We start from the raw sequence: 19,494 nt of genomic DNA on the forward strand, positions 1-19,494 counted from the left end.
AAACGCTGGTATTAAAATTGGTAGAGACAAGTTCTTCAACTTCTTGAGACTTAATAAACTACTAGTGCCAAAAACAAAGAACTATATCACAACAACCAATTCTAATCATATGTATAAAAAATATAAATACATGATAAAAGACCACGTGCCTACTCGACCAGAACAACTTTGGGTTAGCGATATAACCTATATTAAAACTCAAAATGGACATAACTATTTAGCTTTAGTTACAGATGCTTATTCTAAAAGGATTATGGGCTATAAACTCGACAACCATATGAAAACATCGCTTTGTAAGGATGCGCTAGCCATGGCTATTAAAAATAGAAAATATCCTAATCAAAAGCTTATTCATCATTCTGATAGAGGGTTCCAATATTGTAATCCTAAATACACTGAATTTGCTGAAAACAATGGAATTACGATGAGTATGACCAAACAGTACGATCCTTATGAAAACGCTGTCGCTGAACGAATTAACAGAACTCTTAAGTATGAATATGGATTAAAAAAAACCATTAAAAACACTGACCTAGCTCAAAAAATGACTGAGCAAGCTGTGTATATCTATAACAATCTGAGAACACATTTTAGCCTGGATCTAAGAAAACCAGCTGAAGTACATTTGAATCCTAACATCAAATACAAATCCTATCGAAAAAATAATGTAAATTTACCTGAACTAACGATTTAAATACAGACCTAGTTCAAACTATTTTTTTGCCTTCTAAACGGCTAAAAAAAATCTTTTGAACGTCGAAATAATAACAAAAAAAAGGTCAACCTATTTCAGTATAATATACCCGTCCTGAATAAAGGCTACATAATTTTAAATATTATGTACAAAAATGACAAAGTAATTATACGGATTCAGAACCTCTTAAACTAAAAATTCTTGACGAACTTAGCAAAGGTAAATACACAAAGAGTGAACTTTGTAAACTCTACTCTATTGCCCCAACAACAGTCAATGAGTGGATTAAAAAGTATAATCGTAAATACATAATGAGCACTAGAGTATAAGAGGAAAAAAAAGACGAAATTGAGTGAATTGTTATTTTAATTACAGCAATCAAGTGTACATAAATACGAAGCGAATTACAAATTCATAATGATAAAATAAATATTTGAATTTGAGTACATCAAAGACTGCTATTTATATAATCAAAATATTTATACTGCTAACTTGATAATTAATCTTGAATAAGTATTTGATTTTCTACTAAATCTTTTATAGGAACAATAAGTTTCCCTTTAGAATTTTTTAATATTACCGATATACTTTCCACAGCTTCAATAGTATATATTTGTTCATTAAAAACAATTTTATCTCCAACCTCAAATGTTTTACGTGCGTAAAATGTGTTTAATAACTTACCTACAACTTCTTTAGCTCCTAGGCCAACTGCAATTGCAAATGCTCCTAAGAAAGCAGCTAATATCATTGTGATATTACTAGTAATGATGTATGTATCTATTCCTGCTTGATTCAAAGCTGTAATTGAGATAAACGTCAATAATATAAAAAACACTACTTGACTAATCATTTTTCCACCAGACAATTCCATAGACTCAAATAGTGATTTTAAACTGTTTTTTACAAAGTTCGAAAATATTAAACCTAATATAAATATTACTAATGCAGCGAATAATTGAGGTAAATAGGCTAATAATTCCCCTACATGATTAGAAATTATCTCTAAGCCAATAGCGTCGGATGCGGTAATGATTATAATGATATACATTATATATTTCACAAACTTAGAAACCACTTTAATGGTATCAAAATTCAATTGTTTACCTTCTACAATCTCAATATTGTTTAATTTCTCATCCAATTTATTGGCTTTAGCAAGTTTCAATAGCTTCCTAACAGCTTTCACAACGAATTGAGTTATGAACCAACCAATTAGAATAATTAATAATGCTCCTAACACCTTGAAAGCAATGGAGGCTATTTCTGGCCAAATTGCAGCTATAGATTGCATTGCTGAGTTTTTATAATTTATGAATCTTTCCATACTAATATTTTTAAGTTCCAGTTGATTGATTAAGTATTACTAACATAATCTTTCGACTACAAATTTATCTTATTTTATCTTTTCATAGATTTATCATAATAGCGCAACTATGTTAATGTCGTTTCTTAAAAAACATTTATATTTTTTACTACAGATCATAAAATCTCAATCACCTCTGTACTATTACTTTTTTCTTTTATTTGTTACGCTTTCTATGATATGCCCAATATTATACGAGAATAACTCCGCTAATTCCATAAAGAGCTTTGCCATCGCTATATCGTGCATAACTTTGCCTTTCAGTTCATGTGGAACTTTCTGTAGAGGTTGGTCTAAGTTCTTAAATGGATTTTCCATCTTTCGTATAATTTGAGTACTTCTGTACAAGTTTTTCTTTTGCTCTTTTTAATCGCATTTTAACTGCGCTTTCTCCAATATCTAATGCATCTGAAATGTCTTTAATAGATAAATTATCTTGATATTTTAGTAATAAAATCATCTTTTCATCTGGTGAAATCAACTCCATGACTTTTTTAAGTTGTTCTACCCGCATACTTTCGAACTCTACAGTAGAATCAATGTCTTCGCCAATGTTTTCGATATCAACGATTTCAGAACTAACGGATTTCTTTTCAAACTTTTTAGCTGTATTTCGAGTTACATAATTCACACAATGGTTATAGGTAAACGCATATAACCAAGTTGAAAATTTTGACTTGCCTTTAAAACTAGCCAATTTCACAAAAACCCTTAAAAATACGTCTTGAGTTAAATCTTTTGCTTCATCAATTCCATTGGCAAATCCATAACATTTATTATACACCATAGATTCATATCTATCGTATAGCACCTCGAACAACAATGTGTCGTTGGTTTTTACGATAGCTTCTACGAGCGCTTCATCGGTTAGGCTATGAACAGCGTCTTGTGTCAAGGGATTTTGGTCGAATTAATAGATAAATCTCAAACTCATTTTAACGAGTTTATAAAGTTAAGACACAATATTGTAAGAGAAGTCACTATTGAATAAAAAAAGCGAACTTCAAAAAAAGTTCGCTGTAATAAAAATATTTTTTAAGTTAGACTTATCGATGTTTTTCAGCATATATAAACCAGCGTAACACCAAGATTCCTAATCTAGCAATTACAAAGGTAAATAATCCGAAGGTGGCCGTTAAAAGTGACACTTTTAATCCCCCTGCGAAAATTGCAGGATCTGGATTTCAATAGCTTCGACCGAATCGAAAGCGGTTATCAATCCTATTACTGAAGCTAAAAATCCTAATACTAATCCTAGTAGACTAGCATCTACTGTTAACTTTAAAAATTTTTCAGTTTTAATTTTATCTTTTTTTAGAACTATGAAACCTCTTATTAAGAAATAAATAGAAAATAAATTCATCCACACTTCTTATTCAACACCCTAAACACCATGTATGGATTTGCATTAAAAAAAGCAGATGAGACCCCAGAAATGATATTAAAATTATCTAACTTATTGGACTATTTATTATACCAAGTCGATAAGCCTTTTGTGAATTTAAATGATGAAATTTATCATATTGAAGATTATATAAGTTTAGAACAAATGCGATTTAATGATACATTGAAATTGGGTTTTTCAAAAAACATAAGTTCAGAGTTTATTGAAATTCCGCCAATGTTATTTATACCATTTGTTGAAAATAGCTTTAAACACGGAAAGATTATAAACGGCAGTTTATATATTTCAATCTTTATTGAAACGAACCCAACTGAAATTAAATTCACAATTATTAATAGCAGTTCTAATGATTCAAATTTTATTGACGGACTTGGTTTGCATAATATAAAAACGCGGTTAAAATTATTATATCCAGATCAACATCTACTTAAAATTAATCAAAGTGAAACCGAATTTGAAGTAGCATTATTATTAACGTCTAAATTAAAATTAGAAGATGTCTAACGTGGTGTCCTGCATTATTGTCGATGATGAAATAATGGCAAGAGACATTATAGCTAATCATTTATTAAAAATTAAAAATATAGAGGTCACTGCACAATGTAAAAATGCTATTGAAGCTTTCAATTACATTAGTAACCATAATGTAGATTTAATTTTTCTAAACATCAATATGCCAGAAATATCAGGTATATCGTTTGCAAGATCTATTAATAAAGAGATTAAAATTATATTCACAACAGCCTATAGAGATTACCCAGTAGAAGGATTTGATTTGCAAGCTGTTGATTACCTATTAAAACCAATAGCTTTTAAAAGATTATTAAAATCTGTTGATAGGTATTTTGAAGTAACTTTATTATCATAAGAAAACATTTCGCATACTACAGAATATAACGATTTTATATTTGTCCGCGCTGACCGTAAAATGCTTAAAGTTGATTTTTCTGAAATTATATACGTTGAAAGTTACAGTGATTATCTTAAAATTCATTGTCGCAATACTACTATTATCACAAGAGAAACCATTACGGCCTTCGAAGCAAAATTACCACATTCTAGATTTTTGCGCATTCACAGATCGTACATAGTGGCCATATTACAAATACAGTCCTTTACAAATGAACATATTACGGTTCATCGAAAAGCGCTTTCCATTAGTCGAAGTTATAAGAAAGAAGTTTTGAAACGTCTAGAAAATTTTTAACTTTAAACCTGAGTATAAAAAAATAAATGTCCCAAGTTTAACGTTGTATAGTTACCGCTGTACTTTTTAAACGTGCTAAATGAACGATTACCTACACAAAACTATTCCTAATTTAAAACCATTTAGTTATGAGCGTCATCACGATTCTCATTTTATAAATCAGCCATGGGTTTTAGTCAACGGTATTTCTAAAAATAAATCGATTTATACGTTTAAAGAGGATAATATTCTTGAAATTTCTAGAAAAGATAATATAATTAAAACATCATGGAATTTCAATTTGCAAAATACGTTTACGATAGAAACCGAAGATGGATTTATAAAAGTGAAAGCTTATTTTAAAGATGATGATATTTTGGTTCTTAACAATCTAGAAAAGAAAGACTTCGCACTATATATAAACACTTCTAAATATGATGACGAGCTCAATTCTATTGAAGATATCCAAGCATTTTTAAAAGATAAATACAGGAAGAAAGTTAGCACAGTAATATACGACCATGAGTTCTATTACATTGAACAAGCCAAGGAATACGGTCCTTTTAAAGTTGAGGAATTAGCCGAGAAAGTAAATAGTGGAGAAATAAGTGCTTACTGTTTTGTAAAAGACGTCAATGAATATGATTATAGTAAGCGAATGCGTATTGAAGATTTAATTCAGGAACTTTGAATTTTCTTTTACTAAAAAAAGCGAAAATCTTAATAGACTTCCGCTTTTAATTTTTTTATATTATTTTGATCACCTACTCCTGCAATCCAGGAATAGCAACTATTTCATCCACATCTTTATCATAATTCACACCATCAACGTTGAAACCAAAGAGGTTAAAGAAATCATTCTTATAACCTTCTAAATCGCCAATATTAGGCAAAGTTTCTGTAGTGGCTTCTTGCCAAAGTTTTAAAACCTTAGCTTGAATGTCATCTCGCATTTCCCAATCATCAATTCTAATTCTTCCTGCGTCATCTAACTGCAAATCTTCGGCATATAAGCGTTCATTAAATAAACGTTCAATTTGCTCAATACAACCTTCATGTAATCCTTCTTCTTTCATCACTTTATACAATAATGAAATGTACAATGGAATAACAGGAATAGCAGAACTTGCTTGTGTAACTAAGGCCTTATTTACGGACACATAACCTTTTCCGTTGATTTCTTTTAATGAATCCGTAATTTTGAAGGCTGTGGCTTCTAAATCATCTTTTGCTGCTCCGATAGTTCCTTTTCTATAAACCGCTTCGGTTAAGGATGGGCCAATATAAGAATAGGCAACTGTTTTAAAATCTTCAGCCAATACATTTTCTGACTTTAAAAGATCAATCCACATTTGCCAATCTTCTCCACCCATTACAGCAATTGTATTTTCAATATCATCGTCTGAACTTGGCTCGATTGAAATTTCTTTTACTTCACCTGTATGAAAATCGACAGTGTTGTTGGTAAAGGTGTCACCAATGGGTTTTAAAACCGATTTAAAACGTTCACCAGTATCTGGATGCGTTCTTACTGGTGAGGCCAAACTGTAAATTAACATATCAATTTTACCTAAATCCTCTTTTATTAATTCTAGCGTTTGCGTTTTAATTTCGTTAGAAAATGCATCGCCATTAATACTCTTTGCATACAATCCATCTTTGTGAGCTTGTTTTTCAAAAGCAGCACTATTATACCAACCTGGGGAGGCTGGTCGTCCCTTGGTTGGTGGCTTTTCAAAAAACACGCCAATGGTCGATGCCTTAGAGCCATAAGCACTTGTAATTCTCGAAGCTAATCCAAAACCGGTTGATGCTCCAATTACCAATACGTTTTTAGGACCATTTTCAGTTGGTCTTTGTCTTATATAATCAATCTGGTTTTGTACGTTTTGCGCACAACCTGTAGGATGTGAGGTTAAACATATAAATCCTCTAGTTCTTGGTTCTATTATCATATATTAAAAATCTAAACGTGTAATGCTCTATCTTCTGTTGCGGCTAATGCTGCCTCTTTTACCGCCTCTGCAAATGTAGGATGTGCGTGCGACATGCGAGAGATATCTTCGGCTGAAGCTCTATACTCCATGGCTACAACGGCTTCTGCAATTAAATCGGCACAACGTGCACCAATCATATGAACGCCAAGCACTTCGTCTGTAGTTTTATCGGCCAAGATTTTCACAAACCCATCTAAATCACCACTTGCTCTTGCACGGCCTAAAGCTCTAAATGGAAATTGACCTACTTTATACGCTACGTTATCCGCTTTCAATTCCTCTTCTGTTTTACCTACAGCGGCTACTTCTGGCCAAGTATAAACGACACCTGGAATTAAATTATAATCAATATGAGGTTTTTGTCCTGCTAAAGTTTCCGCCACAAAAACACCTTCTTCTTCCGCTTTGTGAGCTAACATAGCGCCTTTTATAACATCACCTATCGCGTAAATATTTGATACAGACGTTTGTAAATGCTCATTAACCTCAATCTGCCCTCTATCATTTATTTTTACTCCCGCTGCTTCTGCGTTTAGACCATCGGTATAAGGGCGTCGACCAACAGAAACTAAACAATAATCTCCTTTAAATTCTACAACCTCACCTTTTTTATTTTCAGCTTTAACAATGACTTCATCACCATTACGTTCTACAGATTGCACCTTATGCGATGGCATCATTTTGCATTTGGCTTTCTTAAAGACCTTATTAAGTTCTTTAGACAAACCAGCATCCATTGTTGGTAAGATTCTGTCCATAAATTCTACTACAGTCACTTCAGCACCTAAACGACGATATACTTGCCCTAACTCTAATCCAATCACGCCACCACCTATGATAATTAAATGCTTCGGAATTTCTTTCAATTTTAAAGCTTCCGTAGAAGTGATAATGCGCTCTTTATCCAATTTAATAAATGGTAAATTACTTGGTTTGCTTCCGGTGGCGACAATGATATTTTTTGCTTCAATCTCTTGAGCATCTTTACCTTCAATTTTAATATGAGTAGCATCTTTAAAAGATCCTAATCCTTCAAAGACATCAATATTGTTTTTCTTCATTAAGAAATCAATACCGCCTGTAGTTTGATCTACAACAGCTTGCTTACGACCGATCATTTTTTCAAGGTTTACTTTGATATCACCCGGAATTTCGATGCCATGTTCTTCAAAATGTTTCGTGGCTTCTTCGTAATGATGCGAAGAACTCAATAAGGCTTTACTTGGAATACAACCTACATTTAAGCAAGTACCACCAAGTGTAGAATATTTTTCAATAATGGCTGTTTTCATCCCTAATTGTGCACAACGAATTGCTGCTACGTATCCTCCAGGTCCAGAACCTATTATTGCTACATCATATGATTTCATAAGAAAATTTTTGTCTGATTAGTTTTAATACGAACAAAAATACGATTTACATTAATGATTTACGAAAGACTTATCATTAAATTTACACCGTGACTTATTCCATAAAAAAAGTCCAAACTTTTAAATTATTCAAAATAATCTAACCGAATGGACAACTTTTCCCTAAGATGCTAATAGCAACTCAAAATTGCAAAAAAAAAGATTATCTAACAATACTCAATTTGAGTATTTATTGTACTCATAACCAATGTTGATTCATTTTTAACATACCAACAAGTTCTCCTGTTGACGAAATTTTTAATTTTTTTAAAATATTTCTACGATGCGTATCAACGGTATGTGAACTAATACTTAACTTCTCAGAAATTTGTTTACTAGTATTGTTTAAAACAAGTAATCTAATAATATCGCGTTCTCTATTACTTATGCCTTCGTTTAATAATTTTTGAGAAAAATTATTAAAATAGATAGTTTCATATTCATTTTTAGAATTTAACAATTTTGTAGAGGCCGTGATATCCATTTTAATATTAGCATCTAATACGGTGTAATGCGCTAAACCTATAATTGGTTTACCCTCCGAATCGAAAACCAACGGAGTTGTATTTTGTACAATATTTACGTAAATACCCTCAGCGTTCTTTAGTCTAAAATTCCATGTATAATTGGCATCTTTACGTCTATTTTCTGGTATTTCCTTCAGTGTGAATTCCATTAAACTATTAAGAGCACTTAACCAAGCGTCAACATCATCTGGATGAATTCTACTCCAAAAATAACGCATACCTTGGGTTTTTAATTCATTCGCATCTAGACCAAGACATGCCGTATAATTTTTACTGATATATTCAAAAGTTAATTTCTGAGTATTAGTAACGCAGAAAAATGTTGAACTATATGGTAGATACTTATCTAGCTCCATCATTTTTTCGATATGCTCTTTTAAAAATGGCTTGTCATAAGATTTAAATATAACGCGGTATAAATCTTTAATATGAGATGGTGTCATTTGTATATTTATTTTATCATTTTTTCGCCTGAAACATTTAGATAATCAATTCGATATCAATATTTAGTATGGTATATTTCCATATGGTAAAAATAAAACTTTAATTCTAAATTATCAGTACATTGAAATTGCGGTTGTATGTTTCACCTCATTTATCATAAACATACTATGTGTGCTACCAATATGATCTATTTTAGTCAGTTTTTCAACCATAAACTCTCGAAACGCTTGCATATCTTTCACCAGAACTTTTAGCAAATAATCATAATCTCCACTGAGGTGATAGCATTCTAGAACTTCGTTGAGTTGCTTAACTTCACGTTCAAATTTCACAACATAATCTTGTGAATGTTGTATCAATTTTACATGGCAAAAAGCCACAAAATCTTTTTCCACCTTGCTTTTATCAACCAATGCAACATATTTTTTTACAATATTATTTTTTTCAAGTTTTTTAATACGTTCATAAACTGCAGTAACCGATAAATTTAACTGATGTGCCAAAGCTTTATTGGTTTGTTTACTATCAGTTTGAAGTAAGTTAAGTAGTTTTTTGTCGATATCGTCGAAGATCATAGTTATAAATTTTCGGAATAAGTTATTAGATATTCACAATTAATGAATTTTTATCTATAGAAACAACTTGTAATAGTAATTTATTCTGAATATCATATTAACTATTGACTTATAATCTAAATTAATTGAAATTTGGACTATATAATTTTAAAAAAACTACCATGGCTTTTAAACCTGCAAACCACATTCAAGATTTACAATACTTCGGTGAATTCGGAGGCGTGAATCCTTCAATTTCTGATTCATCAACGTATACATTTTTGTCGGCAAAAACAATGTTCGATACGTTTGAGGGTAATGCCGATGGCTGTTATTTATACTCTCGTCACTCTTCCCCTTCAAATTTATACCTAGGTGAAGCATTGGCCGCAATGGAAGGTACCGAAACCGCAACGGTTACAGCATCTGGTATGGGAGCCATTACTCCAGTAATATTGCAACTTTGTGGTGCGGGTGATCACGTCGTAAGTAGTAGAACAATTTATGGAGGCACTTATGCTTTTTTAAAAAACTTTACACCAAGATTAGGTATTGAAACTACTTTTATAGATATCACAAAATTAGACATTGTTGAAGCTGCAATCACTCCAAATACAAAAGTATTATATTGCGAATCCGTTAGCAATCCTCTATTAGAAGTAGCCGATATAAAAGGATTATCCAATTTAGCAAAAAAGTACAATCTTAAATTAGTAGTAGATAACACCTTTTCACCTTTATCTATTTCACCCATTACATTGGGTGCCGATATCGTAGTGCACAGCTTAACTAAATTTATCAACGGTTCTTCTGATACGGTTGGCGGTGTGGTTTGTGGTACACAAGAGTTAATTGACAATTTACGAAACGTTAATAGTGGTGCCGCTATGCTATTAGGTGCTACAATGGATAGTTTACGTTCAGCTTCGGTTTTAAAAAACCTCAGAACATTACATATTAGAATGATGCAACACAGCCAAAATGCTTCTTATTTAGCCGAAAAATTTGAAAACGATGGTTTAAAAACTGTCTATCCCGGTTTAGCCTCTCACCCATCTCATGGATTATTTAAATCTATGATGAATGATAAATATGGATTTGGTGGAATGATGACTATTGATGTGGGTACAATAGATAACGCCAATGCACTAATGGAAATGATGCAAGAGCACAACTTAGGCTACTTAGCCGTAAGTTTGGGTTTTTATAAAACTTTATTTAGTGCCCCAGGCAGTTCTACCTCTTCAGAAATTCCAGAAGACGAACAAAAAGAAATGGGTTTGAGTGACGGATTAATTCGTTTTTCTATTGGACTAGATGCTGATATTGAGCGTACGTACAAAATGATGAAGGATTGCATGGTGCAATTAGGTATTCTATAAACTAAACACTTCCTAATCTCGAATTCGCGCTATAAATTTCTTTTAAGTTTATCGAAATCTTTAAATTTTTCCTACTTATTAATGAACCTAAAATTTAGTTATAATTAATAATCCGAAGTCTTCAAATTCCGATTTTTAGCTAAAAATTTTCTAATGGTGCGCTGTCTTATTGCATAAAATGAAAATTTAGTTTTTTTATAGCTTTTTTCGACTAAAGCCAATATTTATATGAGTAAATATATTCTCAAAGAAACATGTCTTAAATTTTACAGTTTTACGACCTGATAATTAAATACAATTATTTATAGAACTCATAGATAGTTACAAAAAGTAAACAATATGCTATAAACTATCGTTTTTTTAAAACATTCAAAAAATGGCATGAGCATAATTTGCTATAAAATTGATATTATCGTAACATTACACAACTAAATTCAATTAATATGCAAGAAAACGACCGCCAACCTAAGATTAAGATAGAGGATCAACACATCATTGATAATAAAGCGCTTAATATTTGGGAAGCCTTAATTCCTGTATTTGCGCTAGTTGCGATGCTCTCCTATAATATTTTTGTTTATGGAGATGATGCATTGAACGGAAGTAATCAATTTATTTTAATAATGGGAGCTGCAATAGCAGCCATAGTAGGCTTTTATAATAAGGTAAAATATAAGCGCATGCTCGAAGAAGTTGCGGAAAACATAAAGTCTACGGTGGGTGCGATTCTTATTTTACTTATGGTAGGCGCATTAGCTGGCACATGGTTAATAAGTGGTATTATTCCTAGTATGATTTATTATGGATTGCAAATTCTTAACCCTACCATATTCCTTGCGGCAAGTGTTATTATTTGTTCTATCATTTCAATTGCCACAGGCAGTAGTTGGACCACTTCTGCAACGATAGGAATAGCACTTATAGGGATTGGAAAAACCTTAGGAATTGATATCGGCATGACGGCCGGTGCGGTTTTATCTGGTGCCTATTTTGGAGATAAAATGTCTCCATTAAGTGATACTACCAATCTTGCACCTGCCATGGCTGGGGCTGAATTATTTAGTCATATTAAATATATGACGTTAACAACGATTCCTACCATTGTAATTACCCTTATCGTTTTCGTCATTATCGGATTAAACCTAGATACCACCGGTACACCGCAAATCTCAGATAAACTCAACGCAATTGACGGTGCTTTTAATATTAGTCCATGGTTATTTACTGTTCCTGTATTAGTTATTTTTATGATTGTAAAAAAAACACCACCATTGATTGCGCTTTTATTTGGAGCATTATTAGGAGGAGTTACCGCAATAATTGCACAACCAGAAATTGTAGCATCAGTAGCGGGGTATGACAATTTAACATTTCAATCGGCATACAAAGGAGTAATGAATGCTTTAACGGTTGATACTGCTGTTATAACAACTAGTGCAGAACTCAATGATTTATTTACAGCAGGCGGTATGAAAGGTATGCTCAGCACTATATGGTTAATTATTTGTGCTATGGTATTTGGAGGTGTTATGGATGCCATAGGTGCATTAGCAAGAATAACCGACGCTTTACTTAAAATGGCTACTTCTATTTTTGGTCTATTTGCAAGTACAGTGGCAAGTTGCTTAACATTAAACTTAACAGCATCCGATCAATATTTAGCTATAGTGGTGCCTGGGAAAATGTTTAAAAAAGCCTATGAAGATAAAGGACTTGCTCCTGAGAATTTAAGTAGAACTTTAGAAGATTCAGGAACTGTAACTTCTGTACTTATTCCATGGAATACCTGTGGAGCATACCATTCTAAAGTTTTATTTGGTTACGCCGGGGCCACAGCATATATTCCTTATGCATTATTTAGTATTATTAGTCCTTTTATGACCTTATTATTTGTAGCCTTAAGAATTAAAATTAAAATGATTAGAGACAAATAGATTTTGATTATTAAACAAAATACTTTACATAGCTAAAATCTATTCCTTTATAAAAAATTAAAATTTAGTTAAGACTAAATATCGGTAATGAAAAGTATCTTTGTTGTAGAAAATAATTAATCTTAAAAACACGTAATAACATGGCATTAGTAGGAAGACAATTTCCAGATTTAGACGTAAACGCAATGAACGAAATGGGTGATACGTTTAAAGTTAACGTTTTAGAAGAAGCGAAAAACAATAATAAAAAAGTAGTATTATTTTGGTATCCAAAGGATTTTACATTTGTATGTCCAACAGAATTACATGCATTTCAAAACGCTCAAAGTGAATTCGAAAAAAGAAACACTATTGTAATTGGTGCGTCTTGTGATACTGCAGAAGTTCACTTCGCATGGTTGAGCACAGCTAAAGATAATGGTGGAATTGAAGGTGTAACTTACCCAATTTTAGCAGATTCTAATCGTAATCTAGCTTCAGCATTAGGCATCTTAGATATCTTTAATGAACAGTACGATGAAGAAACTGGACTTTTAACTGTAGAAGGTGATAACGTTACGTTTAGAGCGACATATATTATCGATGAAGAAGGTACAATTCAACATGAAAGCATTAACAACATGCCACTAGGTAGAAACGTTAATGAATATTTAAGAATAATCGATGCCTTGACTCATGTACAAGAAAAAGGAGAAGTTTGTCCAGCGAACTGGGAAGAAGGTAAAGATGCCATGCAAGCAAATGTTAAGGGTACAGCTTCTTATTTAGCGAAACATTAAATAACGTAAATTTCTAATAATCTAAAAAACCAAATTCCAAAATGCTACTAAAGTGGTTTTGGAATTTGGTAATTTAAGCATTGAAAACCAATAACATTATGATTCAAGAATTAGAGAAAGACAACTTACAAGATATTATTTCAGAAAATGACACCGTCATTGTCCAGTATTCTGCAACTTGGTGTGGTAACTGCCGCATTATGAAACCTAAGTTCAAGAAATTAGCAACGGAACATAATGAGGCTAATTTTGTTATTGTTGATGCTGAAAAATTTCCGGAAAGTAGAAAATTAGCATCAGTTGATAACCTACCTACATTTGCCACTTTTAAGAATGGTGAATTTAAAAAACAGGCACAAACTAATAAGTTTGATGTTTTAAAAGAACTTGTTGAAGACGTATTATAAATAATTTCTTCCAGTTAGGAAGATTAAATTTGGAATTATGAAACTACCTGTAATAAAACATTTAACACAATTCATTGAAGATAACGATGAAGACTACATCATTGAAACAATTGAAACTTTAGAAAATTTAACTGAAGTGCCATCGTTAAAAGATGAAGAACTTGATGTTATTGGTGAGTTAATTTCTAACATGTATGGCGCTATTGAAGTGCATAAAATGGTTAAAGACGGCACTTCTAAGAAAGAAGCATTAAATACATTTATGTCTCGTGTTCTAGGCTCTATAGATAAATAGATAAAATTTAAATATTAAGTTAATATATGTTAACCAAAAAAAAGCTTCTTTTCAGAAGCTTTTTTTCTTTTCATATTAAATTATTAAAATAACTTAAAATTAGTTATTTACGATACTATTTAAAGCTTTGCTTGGTCGCATAGCATTAGCAACTAATTCTTCATTAGGAAAATAGTAGCCTTCAATATTAACTGGTTCGCCTTGACATTCTATTAATTCTTTAACTATAGCCTCTTTATTTGAGGACAAAGCCTTGTAAATTTCTGCAAATTCATTTTTTAAATCTTGATCCTTATCTTGGTTAGCTAATGCTTCTGCCCAATATAATGCAAGATAAAAGTGACTTCCTCTATTATCCAATTCATTTACTTTTCTTGATGGTCCCTTTTTATTTTCCAATAATTTATCAGAAGCATCGTCCAAAGTTTCTCCTAAAATACTCGCTTTTTTATTGTTGTTCACCATTGAAAAATGCTCTAAAGAAACAGCTAATGCCAAAAACTCACCTAATGAATCCCAACGTAAGTGATTTTCTTCAACAAACTGCTGAACATGTTTTGGTGCAGAACCTCCCGCACCAGTTTCAAATAAACCACCACCGTTCATCAATGGTACTATAGACAGCATTTTTGCACTCGTTCCTACTTCTAAAATTGGAAACAAATCGGTTAAGTAGTCTCTTAAAACATTTCCAGTAACTGAAATTGTATCTTTTCCGTCCTTAAGTCTTTTTAATGTAAAATTAGTCGCATCTATTGGCGATAATATTCTAATATCTAAACCTTCAGTATCGTGATCGTTAAGATAGGTGTTTACTTTTTTAATCAATTCAGCATCATGTGCTCTTTTTTTATCTAACCAAAATACTGCTGGTGTCTGTGACGCTCTTGCTCTAGTAACGGCTAACTTTACCCAATCTTGAATTGGTGCATCTTTAACTTGGCACATTCTCCAAATATCACCTGCTTCAACTTTATGTTTTGTTAATACATTTCCAGCTTCATCAATTACTTCAACTTTTCCTTTTGAACTGATCTCAAAAGTCTTGTCGTGAGAACCATACTCTTCTGCTTTTTGAGCCATTAAACCTACATTAGGAACCGTCCCCATCGTTGTTGGGTCAAATGCTCCATGCTTTTTACAAAAAGCAATAGTTGCACTATATACACCAGCATAACTGCTATCTGGAATAACTGCTTTAGTATCTTGTTGTTTACCATCAGCATTCCACATTTGCCCAGATGTTCTAATCATGGCTGGCATAGATGCGTCAATAATTACATCACTAGGCACATGTAAATTGGTAATTCCTCTATCTGAATTTACCATGGCTAAATCTGCACTATGATCGAGAGCAAAACGAATATCTTCTCTTATTTTGTCCCGTTTATCTTCTGGAAGTTCGCTTAATTTTTCAAGTAAATTTCCAAAACCATTATTCACATCGACACCAATTTTATCAAATGTTTTACCATGCTTTTCAAATAAATCTTTAAAGAACACGCGTACGGCATGACCAAAAATAATGGGATCAGAAACTTTCATCATGGTTGCTTTCATGTGTAAAGAAAACAGAACGCTTTGATCTAAGGCATCTTCAACTTGCTCCTCCAAAAATTCGAGCAACGCTTTTTTACTCATAATAGTGGCATCAATAATTTCGCCATTTAGTAAATTTAAGCCATCTTTTAAATTAGTTACATTGCCTTTGGCATCCGTATGAACAATTTTTACAGACGTAGCTTCTGTTAAGGTAATCGATTTTTCATTATGAGCAAAATCACCTTTAGACATGGTTGCTACGTGGGTTTTTGAATTAGAAGACCACGCCCCCATACTATGCGGATTTTTCTTAGCATAATTCTTTACGGCTTTTGGAGCACGACGATCCGAATTTCCCTCTCTAAGTACCGGATTTACTGCACTACCTTTTATTTTATCATAGCGTGACTTAATTTCCTTTTCTTCTTCATCTTGAGGTTCATCAGGATAATTAGGTAAATTAAATCCTTTATTTTGTAACTCTTCAATTGCAGCAGTAAGTTGTGGTACAGACGCACTTATATTAGGTAATTTAATAATATTTGCTTCGGGTGTCTTAGCCAACTCTCCTAATTCGGCAAGGGCATCATTAATCTTTTGTTCATCTGTTAAAAAATCTGGAAAAGCTGCTAAAATTCTAGCGGCTAGTGATATATCTTTTGTTTCTATAATAATACCAGAAGACTTTGTAAATGCTTTAACAATCGGTAAAAATGAACGTGTTGCTAAAGCTGGTGCTTCATCCGTTTTTGTATAAACAATCTTTGCTGTTTTTGTCATAAGTCTTGAAAATAAATTGAAAAATATTTTGCTTAAAATTAAGCTGAGCAAATATACGAAAACGTTTGATTTTACAAGTGTTAGATTTGCACTAAACTGTGCCAATATTTAAGAAAACAATAATAATTAGATCAAATTATTCAATTTACTATTTTATCTTAATCTTGAAACTTTCTAAAAGTCCAGAGATATTTTCTTTTGAAAAAGAAGCTTTCTTAATTCGATTTATAGTAGGATTAATTTGGAAATTATAAGCAGAGGTAAAATCAGCATGCTCAATGTTCGTTCTATCGAAAGTTGATTGGTATAAATCGCAATCTTTAAAGACCACATGTTTGGCCTCGGTATCCGTAAAATCGACTTGATGCATACTACAATTTAAAAATTGAGTTTGATTAATTTTTAATTGATAGAAACTACATAAATCTAAGGTACAGTTGGTAAACTTAAAAGACAATAAAAAGGTATTACAATTAGTAAATAGAACCCCCAAGATTTTACAATCATTAAATACCACATCATTGAAAGTGGTGTGTATTACATTTACATTACTCAAATTACACTCCACAAAATGACATTCTACGAAATTGAAATTAGAAAGATCTGCATTTTCAAAATTACAATTAGTAAAGGTGCAGTCGGTATACTCTCCTTTTGTTAGTACATTTTTATAGTAATCTATTGAATGATAGTTTTCGTTGTCTTTTAGAGGTAGATTCATATTACAAGATTACAAAAGATGGACTATTTAAAAAAATAAACAATTCAGAACACAATTCTCAAACTAGTACAATCATTTTAAAAATTAATTTGCAAATTGTCTGAAACACAACCTTATTTAGCTTCTCTCTAGTCGTTATAATCAAAAAACCCATAACTTTCGTTATGGGTTTTTCTGTTGCGGAGAGTAAGGGATTCGAACCCCTGGAGGTGTGACCCTCAACAGTTTTCAAGACTGCCGCATTCGACCACTCTGCCAACTCTCCGTTAGCGGGTGCAAATATAAAATCCTTTTTGTTGTTGCCAAAGGTTTTTTCATAGTTTTTTAAAAAAATTTTTCGTTTAAAGATTTCGGTGTTATAATCGATTCCTTAATTATTATAAATTATAATATTCAAACTATTATCATCGTATTTATTATTCAAATATAACCCCTTGAGGTTCATATGGTATGAGCAAGTTTTCCATTATAATAACTTACTGATGAGGCAGAATAACTAAGAAGTAGTATAAATTTGATAAAAAGCACATTATATTAATTTTTAAAGATCAAACTTTTCGGTTTGAAATAATAAGTCAAAAGAGTTCATTAATTTAGCAACAAAAATTTAAAGCATGAAAAAAGTACTTATTGTTATTGGGCTTATTTCAGCATTTGCTGCAACCATATTATCCGTCACTAAATTTTTTAATCTCGCTATCTCACCTATTATTATAGCTTTTATATGTGGTTTAATATTATTATTTCTGTCAAAAAAAGATCAACAAAAAACTAAACCCGTTCAATATATCTTTCTTCTTGTTATTATGTCTTTGGGTTTTATTGTGTTTAAAGGATTTATTTATACTCCTGAAGTAGATACGACTGAACAACCGAAGCAGACTGAGCAAAACGATACCAACGGCGATGAAACATATAATGATAGCAAGGAAATGAAAGAAGAATTATAAACTTATTTCAAAGTATATTTCACTTAACTTAAATTACTTTTACTCAATCAATCAGTTACTGCCTACATGAAAATACTTATTGCTGCTGCTCTTCTTTTTGTTGGTTCTTGCGCCAATGTTAGACATAGCGAAAAAATTAATAATCTTAAAGACAGTATTACTTATAAAGACAAAACTGTGGTTGAAAATTACCTAACCACAATTACATCAAAAGATTTAGAGTCTATTGTTGTAGAAGTTTCATCCGATAAATATGAAGGAAGAAGGACTGGTGAACCCGGACACAATGAAGTCTGTAATTACATAAGACAGACTTACAAAGATCTTAAGATTATTCCACCTGCGACACATACAAACTATTATCAAAAAGTTCCTAAAGATGCATTACCAAAACAACTAAACGATTCTCAAAACATTATAGCCTATATTGAAGGTGCTGAATTTCCTGACGAATATATTTACATTTCTGCACATTCAGATCATGAAGGCATTGTTAACGGACAAATCTATAACGGTGCTGATGACAATGGTTCTGGTACTGCAGCTGTTTTAGAAATGGCTGAAGCATTTAGTCTTGCCGTTCAAGACGGCCATCGACCTAAGCGAAGTATTGTATTTTTACATGTCACGGCCGAGGAAGTTGGTCTACACGGCTCGAGGTATTACACGGAAAACCCTGTGTTTCCACTAAATAATGCTGTGGCTACTTTAAATATCGATATGATCGGCCGTGTGGATGATAGACACATTAACGACGAAAATTATATTTATCTCATTGGTTCAGATAAAATTAGTACTGAATTAGATTTTATTGCTCAAAAAGCAAACGCAACGTTCACCAATCTTAGCCTAGATTATAAGTATAATGACGATGATGATCCGAACCGTTATTATTATAGATCTGATCATTACAATTTTGCTGTAAAAGGTATTCCTGTAATTTTTTTCTTTAACGGTGAACATGTCGATTATACAAAACCGACAGATACGGCAGATAAAATAAACTATCCTTTATTACAATTACGCACACAATTCATTTTTGCCACGGCTTGGTATATCGCTAACTCAGAGGAACGCCTTAAAAAGGAAATTCTTTAATGTTAAAATCTGTTAAAAGAAATT

The 19,494-nt window shown here is 32.1% G+C and carries 22 protein-coding genes and 1 tRNA gene; 13 read left to right on the plus strand and 10 right to left on the minus strand.

The features are described from left to right. Positions 1-694 (plus strand): IS3 family transposase (locus tag QMA06_RS04960; protein ID WP_290205771.1); only part of this gene is annotated, 694 nt, incomplete at its 5' end. Between the two features lie 197 nt (positions 695-891). After that, entirely contained in the window at positions 892-1,023 is a 132-nt protein-coding gene (locus tag QMA06_RS04965; protein WP_290206624.1) for a hypothetical protein, read from the plus strand. Positions 1,024-1,193: 170 nt separating this feature from the next. On the opposite strand, the gene QMA06_RS04970 is transcribed toward QMA06_RS04965, so the two are convergent. The 3 genes from QMA06_RS04970 to QMA06_RS04980 form a co-directional block, all read right to left on the minus strand. Beyond that, positions 1,194-2,021 (minus strand): mechanosensitive ion channel family protein, encoded by an 828-nt coding sequence (locus tag QMA06_RS04970; RefSeq protein ID WP_290205772.1) that lies wholly within the window; start codon positions 2,019-2,021, stop codon positions 1,194-1,196. Positions 2,022-2,361: 340 nt separating this feature from the next. Continuing rightward, positions 2,362-2,955 carry an RNA polymerase sigma factor gene (locus QMA06_RS04975; protein ID WP_290205773.1) on the minus strand — a complete coding sequence of 198 codons (594 nt, stop codon included), beginning with the start codon at positions 2,953-2,955 and terminating at the stop codon, positions 2,362-2,364. Positions 2,956-3,210: 255 nt separating this feature from the next. Continuing rightward, entirely contained in the window at positions 3,211-3,423 is a 213-nt protein-coding gene (locus QMA06_RS04980) for a hypothetical protein (RefSeq protein WP_290205774.1), read from the minus strand. Positions 3,424-3,453: 30 nt separating this feature from the next. Here QMA06_RS04980 and QMA06_RS04985 point away from each other — a divergent pair, with 30 nt between their 5' ends. From QMA06_RS04985 to QMA06_RS04995, 4 genes are all read left to right on the plus strand, one after another. Further along, complete coding sequence (locus tag QMA06_RS04985) at positions 3,454-3,969, plus strand: sensor histidine kinase (RefSeq protein WP_290205775.1); 516 nt, start codon at positions 3,454-3,456, stop codon at positions 3,967-3,969. Continuing rightward, positions 3,962-4,333 (plus strand): LytR/AlgR family response regulator transcription factor, encoded by a 372-nt coding sequence (locus QMA06_RS16460; RefSeq protein ID WP_318036592.1) that lies wholly within the window; start codon positions 3,962-3,964, stop codon positions 4,331-4,333. Before QMA06_RS04985 ends, QMA06_RS16460 begins: the two co-directional genes overlap by 8 nt. A gap of 60 nt (positions 4,334-4,393) precedes the next feature. Then, positions 4,394-4,672, plus strand: coding sequence for a LytR/AlgR family response regulator transcription factor (locus tag QMA06_RS16465; RefSeq protein ID WP_318036593.1), 279 nt, complete (start codon positions 4,394-4,396; stop codon positions 4,670-4,672). A gap of 79 nt (positions 4,673-4,751) precedes the next feature. After that, a complete protein-coding gene (locus tag QMA06_RS04995) occupies positions 4,752-5,342 on the plus strand; it encodes a hypothetical protein (protein WP_290205776.1) in 591 nt (196 codons plus the stop codon). A gap of 73 nt (positions 5,343-5,415) precedes the next feature. Here QMA06_RS04995 and fabV read toward each other — a convergent pair whose 3' ends face one another. The 4 genes from fabV to QMA06_RS05015 form a co-directional block, all read right to left on the minus strand. Beyond that, positions 5,416-6,606 (minus strand): enoyl-ACP reductase FabV, encoded by a 1,191-nt coding sequence (gene fabV / locus QMA06_RS05000; protein WP_290205777.1) that lies wholly within the window; start codon positions 6,604-6,606, stop codon positions 5,416-5,418. Between the two features lie 11 nt (positions 6,607-6,617). Continuing rightward, positions 6,618-8,018, minus strand: coding sequence for a dihydrolipoyl dehydrogenase (lpdA, locus tag QMA06_RS05005; protein ID WP_290205778.1), 1,401 nt, complete (start codon positions 8,016-8,018; stop codon positions 6,618-6,620). Between the two features lie 238 nt (positions 8,019-8,256). Continuing rightward, positions 8,257-9,027 carry a LuxR C-terminal-related transcriptional regulator gene (locus QMA06_RS05010; protein WP_290205779.1) on the minus strand — a complete coding sequence of 257 codons (771 nt, stop codon included), beginning with the start codon at positions 9,025-9,027 and terminating at the stop codon, positions 8,257-8,259. Positions 9,028-9,141: 114 nt separating this feature from the next. Further along, entirely contained in the window at positions 9,142-9,603 is a 462-nt protein-coding gene (locus QMA06_RS05015) for an Lrp/AsnC family transcriptional regulator (RefSeq protein ID WP_290205780.1), read from the minus strand. A gap of 161 nt (positions 9,604-9,764) precedes the next feature. Here QMA06_RS05015 and QMA06_RS05020 point away from each other — a divergent pair, with 161 nt between their 5' ends. The 5 genes from QMA06_RS05020 (at position 9,765) to QMA06_RS05040 (ending at position 14,379) form a co-directional block, all read left to right on the plus strand. Then, a complete protein-coding gene (locus tag QMA06_RS05020) occupies positions 9,765-10,964 on the plus strand; it encodes an aminotransferase class I/II-fold pyridoxal phosphate-dependent enzyme (protein WP_290205781.1) in 1,200 nt (399 codons plus the stop codon). A gap of 443 nt (positions 10,965-11,407) precedes the next feature. Then, positions 11,408-12,898 (plus strand): Na+/H+ antiporter NhaC, encoded by a 1,491-nt coding sequence (gene nhaC, locus QMA06_RS05025; RefSeq protein WP_290205782.1) that lies wholly within the window; start codon positions 11,408-11,410, stop codon positions 12,896-12,898. Between the two features lie 140 nt (positions 12,899-13,038). Further along, positions 13,039-13,677: a peroxiredoxin gene (locus QMA06_RS05030; protein WP_290205783.1), complete on the plus strand. Its 639-nt coding sequence runs from the start codon at positions 13,039-13,041 to the stop codon at positions 13,675-13,677. A 98-nt stretch (positions 13,678-13,775) separates the two neighbouring features. Continuing rightward, the gene (locus QMA06_RS05035) at positions 13,776-14,084 is read left to right on the plus strand and encodes a thioredoxin family protein (RefSeq protein WP_290205784.1); all 309 of its coding nucleotides are present in this window, start codon (positions 13,776-13,778) and stop codon (positions 14,082-14,084) included. Positions 14,085-14,121: 37 nt separating this feature from the next. Then, entirely contained in the window at positions 14,122-14,379 is a 258-nt protein-coding gene (locus tag QMA06_RS05040) for a DUF6952 family protein (protein WP_290205785.1), read from the plus strand. Between the two features lie 99 nt (positions 14,380-14,478). On the opposite strand, the gene QMA06_RS05045 is transcribed toward QMA06_RS05040, so the two are convergent. The 3 genes from QMA06_RS05045 to QMA06_RS05055 form a co-directional block, all read right to left on the minus strand. Next, positions 14,479-16,701 (minus strand): NADP-dependent isocitrate dehydrogenase, encoded by a 2,223-nt coding sequence (locus tag QMA06_RS05045; RefSeq protein WP_290205786.1) that lies wholly within the window; start codon positions 16,699-16,701, stop codon positions 14,479-14,481. Between the two features lie 148 nt (positions 16,702-16,849). Continuing rightward, positions 16,850-17,422 (minus strand): pentapeptide repeat-containing protein, encoded by a 573-nt coding sequence (locus QMA06_RS05050; protein ID WP_290205787.1) that lies wholly within the window; start codon positions 17,420-17,422, stop codon positions 16,850-16,852. Between the two features lie 180 nt (positions 17,423-17,602). Continuing rightward, a tRNA-Ser gene (locus QMA06_RS05055) sits at positions 17,603-17,687 on the minus strand. 349 nt (positions 17,688-18,036) lie between these two features. Between QMA06_RS05055 and QMA06_RS05060 the strand changes: the two genes are divergently transcribed. Together QMA06_RS05060 and QMA06_RS05065 are read left to right on the plus strand one after the other, a co-directional pair. Next, positions 18,037-18,372, plus strand: coding sequence for a hypothetical protein (locus QMA06_RS05060; protein WP_290205788.1), 336 nt, complete (start codon positions 18,037-18,039; stop codon positions 18,370-18,372). 66 nt (positions 18,373-18,438) lie between these two features. Continuing rightward, positions 18,439-19,470 carry a M28 family metallopeptidase gene (locus QMA06_RS05065; protein ID WP_290205789.1) on the plus strand — a complete coding sequence of 344 codons (1,032 nt, stop codon included), beginning with the start codon at positions 18,439-18,441 and terminating at the stop codon, positions 19,468-19,470. The last annotated feature ends 24 nt before the right edge of the window (positions 19,471-19,494 follow it).

The organism is Winogradskyella bathintestinalis (genome assembly GCF_030407435.1).
Lineage (GTDB): Bacteria > Bacteroidota > Bacteroidia > Flavobacteriales > Flavobacteriaceae > Winogradskyella > Winogradskyella bathintestinalis.